The sequence below is a fragment of the Duncaniella muricolitica genome (assembly GCF_910574735.1).
In the GTDB taxonomy this organism is placed as follows: Bacteria; Bacteroidota; Bacteroidia; order Bacteroidales; family Muribaculaceae; genus Duncaniella; species Duncaniella muricolitica.
This window is the reverse complement of record NZ_CAJTCF010000005.1, coordinates 92157-98733: the sequence shown is the minus strand read 5'-3', so window position 1 is coordinate 98733 and position 6577 is coordinate 92157. Positions and strand designations below refer to the sequence as shown.

General features: G+C 42.4%; 5 protein-coding genes and 1 pseudogene. 4 read left to right on the top strand and 2 right to left on the bottom strand.

From position 1 onward, the window contains the following. Window positions 1-128 precede the first annotated feature (128 nt). A pseudogene (locus QGT73_RS02130) lies at window positions 129-1397 on the top strand (TraM recognition domain-containing protein); the annotation flags it as partial. A 50-nt stretch (window positions 1398-1447) separates the two neighbouring features. Here the strand turns inward: QGT73_RS02130 and QGT73_RS02125 are convergent. Together QGT73_RS02125 and QGT73_RS02120 are read right to left on the bottom strand one after the other, a co-directional pair. Next, complete coding sequence (locus tag QGT73_RS02125) at window positions 1448-2131, bottom strand: hypothetical protein (RefSeq protein ID WP_280121211.1); 684 nt, start codon at window positions 2129-2131, stop codon at window positions 1448-1450. A gap of 84 nt (window positions 2132-2215) precedes the next feature. Continuing rightward, a complete protein-coding gene (locus QGT73_RS02120) occupies window positions 2216-2374 on the bottom strand; it encodes a hypothetical protein (RefSeq protein ID WP_280119826.1) in 159 nt (52 codons plus the stop codon). Window positions 2375-2689: 315 nt separating this feature from the next. Between QGT73_RS02120 and QGT73_RS02115 the strand changes: the two genes are divergently transcribed. From QGT73_RS02115 to QGT73_RS02105, 3 genes are all read left to right on the top strand, one after another. Next, window positions 2690-3958: a sigma-54-dependent transcriptional regulator gene (locus QGT73_RS02115; RefSeq protein ID WP_123482688.1), complete on the top strand. Its 1269-nt coding sequence runs from the start codon at window positions 2690-2692 to the stop codon at window positions 3956-3958. 370 nt (window positions 3959-4328) lie between these two features. Further along, entirely contained in the window at window positions 4329-4940 is a 612-nt protein-coding gene (locus QGT73_RS02110) for a TetR/AcrR family transcriptional regulator (RefSeq protein ID WP_123399781.1), read from the top strand. A 284-nt stretch (window positions 4941-5224) separates the two neighbouring features. Then, window positions 5225-6364 carry a beta-ketoacyl-ACP synthase III gene (locus QGT73_RS02105; RefSeq protein WP_123399784.1) on the top strand — a complete coding sequence of 380 codons (1140 nt, stop codon included), beginning with the start codon at window positions 5225-5227 and terminating at the stop codon, window positions 6362-6364. Window positions 6365-6577 lie beyond the last annotated feature (213 nt).

Below are 6577 nucleotides of genomic sequence, written 5' to 3'. Positions count from 1 at the left end.
AAGGCATAGACTGAATATCAAAACGGAGAGCCGGATACGCTGGAAGGTGTACGTCCGGTTCGGAGGCGAGTATTTGGAAACCGGTCATGATTATATGACACGGCGCCGGGTGCTTAGCCTACATTTCAAATTTCCCGGATCTCTCCACAATCGTGTATAATCATCTGAAGAAGAACAAGGACAAGTACCCGAAGGGGGTAAAGTTCTATGTAATCAATTTCGATGACCCTATGCGCAGCAACAGATGCAACCCGATACACCCGGATTTCATGACCGATATTGCCGACGCATACGAATCGGCATACACCATCCTCTTAAATTTGAATAAGACGTGGATTCAGAAGCAGGGTGATTTCTTTGTGGAGTCGCCTATTATCCTGTTGGCCGCTATTATTTGGTTTTTGAAAATTTACGAGGGTGGCAAGTATTGCACCTTCCCCCACGCGATCGAGTTTCTTAACCGCAACTATGAGGATATATTTCCGATACTCACATCATACCGTGAACTGGAGAATTATCTCTCGCCGTTTATGGACGCATGGAAAGGCGGGGCGCAGGACCAGCTCCAAGGTCAGATAGCATCGGCTAAAATCCCGCTGTCGCGTATGATTTCGCCACAACTCTACTGGGTAATGACAGGCAACGACTTCACCCTCGACATCAACAACCCGGAGCATCCGAAGATACTGTGTGTCGGAAACAATCCTGACCGTCAGAACATCTACGGTGCCGCCCTCGGTCTATACAATTCCCGTATTGTCAAGCTCATCAACAAGAAAAATATGCTCAAATCGGGTGTGGTCATAGACGAGCTACCGACGATATATTTCAAGGGCCTCGACAATCTCATCGCCACGGCGCGAAGCAATAAGGTTGCTGTCTGCCTCGGCTTTCAGGACTTCTCTCAGTTGAAACGTGATTATGGCGACAAGGAGGCGGCGGTTGTGATGAACACCGTCGGCAACATATTCTCCGGACAGGTTGTCGGTGAAACCGCCAAGACCCTCTCCGAGCGTTTCGGCAAGGTTCTCCAGAAACGTCAGTCCATATCAATCAACCGTCAGGACGTGAGCCACTCCATCAATACGCAGATGGACAGCCTTATTCCGGCAAGCAAGATTTCCACGCTTACGCAGGGAATGTTCGTCGGAGCGGTGAGCGACAACTTCGACGAGCGTATCGACCAGAAGATATTCCATGCCGAGATTGTGGTGGACACAAAAGCGGTAGCGAGGGAAGAGAAGGCTTACAAGCCTATCCCCATTCTGACTGACATTCCTACAAAGGAGGCTATGGAGATAGCGATACAGGACAATTACGACCAAGTGAAGCAGGACGTGAGAGAGATTGTACTTAGAGAGAAGGTACGTCTGGCACAGGAAGCTAACAGCGACTGATCCTTATCATATCCGCAGTTGTACGGCAAATCCGTATGGCTGCGGATTTTTCATGCCCTTCTGCCGAGGTACCTGCGTTGAAGTTCCTTCTCGGTGTCTTCGAGCAACTGCCGAAGTGCCTTGCAACGACCGGGCATGTCATCATCCTTAGGATGCTTCTCTTCAATCTTTTTCAGGGCTTTATAGTATTCGGTCAGACTCTTCTTGACACCGAAGACACGGAATATAGTCCTGATAAACTCGGCATCGGTTTCAGCGGATATTTTCCCCGAAATCAGGAGCGCGAGAACAAGCTCTACCAATTCTGTAAATTTACCCTCCCACTGGATAGACGATACTTCTTCAACGGCAATGCTGTCTTCTGAAACGGTTGCGGATACGATTGCAACTTCGCCGTCGTACATGGGGTTATTCTTCACCCATTCCCCAATTCGGTCAATATAACGCTTGATGAATTTGATTGCACGCTCTACAAAGCGGAGAAAATTCTCGTCAAGATGGGTGGAATCTTCAAGGATGATTGTCAGATGATCCTCGGCTACAATTAGTGCTGAATGTACCTCCGATTTGTTGTGGCTGCCGTGAAAAAGCATGACAACCGTCTTTGTGAATGTAGCGTATGTATCTTTGAGATTATCGAGTTCCCCGGTCTCCACGCCGATGAAAAACTCATGCTCAATCAGAATAAAGATATTGAGCGATTCGCTGTCAAGTGACTTGTTATTTCCGGTCATACCGATTGTCGTTTCGATATGACCTTCCGCGACTCCGTCGCAATTGCATTGAGTGGAATCTTTTACCATATAGGTCTGATACGTTTAATTTATATATACTGTTGATATAGAGTCATATTGAGTCGGCCAACTGCTCTTGCTGTCTTGAAGCACAAAGTCCTTGTAGGCTATGTGTAGGTTGTCGTTCTCTCCGTCGGTCAGCTTTCGGAAGAACTCTGTCTCGGTAAGTGAAATTAAATCCATTTATTGTATCTATTTTTTTACATTGTTTGAGTTGTGACATTAACATATATTTTTGAACTATTTTTGTTCGGTCTCTAATGGAATTTTTTGCTATGTTCCTAATTAACAGGATTGAGAGTTAAGTATTGTCATCTTTTCAGAAGTGCCAGTAAATCACAAATATATGTAAAATGATTTTACATATGTAAAGTTCCGACAGTAAAAACCGTTGGATTCGAACAATCAAAACATTACATTTGTTATGTATCATGTATTGCGTGAATTGATCACCGACAGAGTATGGTTTAACTAAACAGTTGCGATATTGCCTGATAAATGAAGAAGATTCTCATTTATGACCACGACCGCACCTTTTGCCTACGGTTGGCGGAATGGGTAGACAAAAATAAATTTGAAGTGAGGTATTTCGACGATCACAAGATTGCGAGAAGGATGATTGTTAACGGCCTTTTCGACATTATCGTCATTTATGTGTCTTGCCATCTTTGTGATGGTATGAGACTTGTAACGGACATATTGGAGCTTAGCCCTGCCACCCCTGTCCTATGCGCTCTTGATAAAGATGACAATGCACTTCTCATTAGTCTTATACGGAAAGGCGCAATAGATTATATCGACAAGCGCTTCATCAATCGCAAAGACTTTTGTATGCTTGTTTCGCGGATTGTCGCGGATAAAGAAAGCTGCGAGGAGTTGTACGAATATCAGGGAACACTATATAAGGCGTGCATCAGTAAGGCAAGATTGTTTGCACCATTAACTGCCCCTTTGACTATATACGGTGAGTCCGGTGTAGGAAAGAGTGTGATCGCAAGACGCATATTCAATGACAGCAGTAGATTCAACAAGGCTTTCGTCTCTGTAAAATGCTCTCTAATGGATGTGGCGTCGATTCCGGAACAATTGGTGGGTACAGGCAGCAGAAAGAGTCCGGGGTTATTTGAGCGGGCGTTCAACGGGACATTGTTTTTTGACGAAATTGGAGACATGCCATTGGCTGCGCAGGCAATATTGTCCCATGCCATCGAAGACGGTGTGTATTATCCTGTCGGTTTATCGAACCCTGTAAGATTCAACGCGCGGATAATAACCTCGTCTTCAAAAGATCTCTCCGCTATGATGAAATCCGGCATATTGCTCCGCGAGTTTTATGACATAATCCGGCAATATTCCCTCTATGTCCCTTCATTGAGGGAATGCCGGGATGAAATCGTATCGTTCGCCGAATTCTTTGTCTCACAACTTACTCGGAATAATCCTCAAATATCAGCGAAAGGATTCTCAGTATCAGCGAAAAGACATCTGACAAGCCACAAATGGGAAGGTAATATTCGCGAACTGCGCTGTTGCATCAACAATGCCGTATTTTCGTGCGACTCACCTCTGATAAAGGCACGGCATTTACACTTTGAACCTCCGTCCAGAACATGCCGTGAAAACAGTCAGGACAGGCAAGAGATAATAGAGGCAATGAAATTGGCCAAAAACAATAAAACCGTCGCCGCCTCAATATTGGGACTAACACGCCCGACCCTCTATTCGAGATTGAGAAAATATGGATTGTCCGAATGTAAGCCTGTTTAGGTTACAGACGTGATATAAGCCTCAATACTCTATATGTAAAACACATCGGAAAGCCGTACCTCTCAATATGACAATGCAGATTATCCGTGACATAAATGGATAGCGATAAGGCTACAATTTTCAAACGTTTAATAATCAATGGATAGACACAACATTTCAATATCATCTGCTTGAATATGAGATATGGATAATAATCGTTATTATAAAGGTAACAGGCAGTGTGATTCTTCAAGAAAATTTCCACATTTTCGCATTCACGACTGCCTGTCACCTACAATACTCTATGATTGTAATGCAATTACAAAGATAAGAAAAGATTTGTGCATTTGCCAAATCTTTTCTATTTTTTGTGGATTAAAAGCGTCTTCGTATGTATAAGAACAACAGAAGAGAACAGCTCTATAAAGCCGCATTCAGGCTCTTCTTGACCCGTCAATACGACTCGGTCAGCATCAGTGACATAGAAAAAGAAGCAAACATGACGAGGGGAGCTATAACATATTATGCCGGCAGTAAATTAAATCTGTTCCACGAAGTTGTTAAACATTACCTTGTTGACAAACAAGATTTAAAACATAAAATAACTTCTCCGTCGTTTGAGTCACTATTGGATTTCATCAACAAATATGTGGACGGATGCCAGCATACGATGACCGGTATTTGTAGCATTATGTCGGAGATGCCGGTGTGTAATGTCAGCAGATATTATATTTCGCTAATACTGGAAATAAGTTCGTATTTCCCGGATCTGCACGAGAGATACTTAGAAAATAGAAATAAGGAATTGGCGATATGGATAGCTCAGATTAGCAAAGCCATAGAAAATAATGAAATCAAGAATGACATTGATATAGTCAATACCGCAAAACATTTTATCTGTATTTTTTATGGTCAAGCATACCTTGACTCTCTTTCAATGGGGCTTAATACGGTTGAACTTCGCAACCAAATGATCAGTCTCTACAAATTACTGAAGCTCTAACGATTATCTTTTTATAGATATTAAGTATAATTGTTGTTGAAGGGTTGAAACAATACCGTAGATTATTTGTCTCGTTTATTAGTTTGTTGTGAAAGAATTACAGGATTTCATACCTTTCAAACCTGCATTTACGACTGCCGTCTGCGGTTTGGGTATCAATGCTCCTTTCGTTCATGTTTGCCCTCAAGAATGGCTGATTGAGTGCGGTTGAGTAACTTTTGTTTGGAGAATTTCAGATTATTCATTATCTTTGCGGTCGATTTCATAACGAGCATTATGTGACTATGGCCGACAATAAAGTCTATATAACAAAAACCTCATCGTTCTTTCCCAACAATCCTGTGGAGAACGATGAAATTGAGGCATATCTGGGCAGAATAGGAGACAAGAAGTCACGTGTAATGCCTATAATTCTGCGACAGAATGGTATAAAGAAAAGATACTATGCCATAGATAAAAACCAAAACATCACTCATTCCAATTCTGAACTTGCCAAAGAAGCCATTGACAAGCTCCTTCCCAACAGTGCAGATAAAAGGTCTATTCAGTTTTTGGCGTGTGGAACATCCACCCCTGACCAAATGTTGCCTTCTCAAGCCTCTATGATACATGGCGCAGCATTTGAGCAACCAATGGAGATAATATCGTGTGCAGGTGTTTGTTTGAGTGGAATACAAGCATTTAAGGCAGCGTTTATGTCTGTAAAATGCGGTAATACACAAAACGCAATAAGCACTACATCAGAATTGCCATCACCTGCTTTGTTGTCGAAATTCTTTGAAGAAGAATACGCTCACATTGCAAAAATAACTGAAAGACCATATATTGCTTTCGAGAAAGATTTCCTGAGATTTATGATTTCTGATGGAGCCGCTGCGGTACTTCTGGAAAATCAACCCAGTGGTGAAATCAATCTTGAAGTGGAATGGGTAGAAGTCATTTCCTATGCAAACAGACTTCCTGCGTGCATGTACCAATGGTGTGAAAAAACACCGGACGGAAATCTGAAAAGTTGGAAGGAATTCAGCGCAGATGACATCTCCAACAAGTCCATCTGGTGCATTAAGCAGGATGTGAAATTATTGAACGAGCATATAATGCGGCTATTCGCCGAAGCTACCCAACATGCTCTTCTGAAGAACAAAGCAGATGAAAATCGTATTAGATACGTAATTCCGCATATTTCTTCAATGTACTTTTACAACATTCTTGACGAGGAACTAAAGAAGAAAGGCGTTAGTCTTCCAACAAGCAAGTGGTATACGAATCTTACATGGGTTGGCAATGTCGGTTCTGTTGCTCCTTTTGCTGCCTTGGATGAACTGATTAGAACAAAACCTCTCGAAAAAGGAGATCAGATATTGCTTTTGGTTCCTGAAAGCGGGAGATTTTCATATGGGATAGCATTATTGACTTGTAGATAACGTTCATTCGGTAAATTTTTACTATCTTTGCAGAAAATAAATTTGTAAAATAGAGGAGTCATTAGTCCATCTTTCTGTGCGAAAATGTGGAAGTTTTTGAAGAAGAAAGAGGATGGATATGATTGCTCACTCCGTATATAGGTGCGGGGGAGCTGTGTCATTTCTTCAACCACTTCCACAGGTTTCGCATATGGCGCGTTCTCCCGCACTTTT

Excerpts from the sequence above, each read along its gene's own strand:
- QGT73_RS02125 (WP_280121211.1), bottom strand. The coding sequence starts at position 2,131 with ATGACCGGAAATAACAAGTCACTTGACAGCGAATCGCTCAATATCTTT.
- QGT73_RS02120 (WP_280119826.1), bottom strand. The coding sequence starts at position 2,374 with ATGGATTTAATTTCACTTACCGAGACAGAGTTCTTCCGAAAGCTGACC.
- QGT73_RS02115 (WP_123482688.1), top strand. The coding sequence starts at position 2,690 with ATGAAGAAGATTCTCATTTATGACCACGACCGCACCTTTTGCCTACGG.
- QGT73_RS02110 (WP_123399781.1), top strand. The coding sequence starts at position 4,329 with ATGTATAAGAACAACAGAAGAGAACAGCTCTATAAAGCCGCATTCAGG.
- QGT73_RS02105 (WP_123399784.1), top strand. The coding sequence starts at position 5,225 with ATGGCCGACAATAAAGTCTATATAACAAAAACCTCATCGTTCTTTCCC.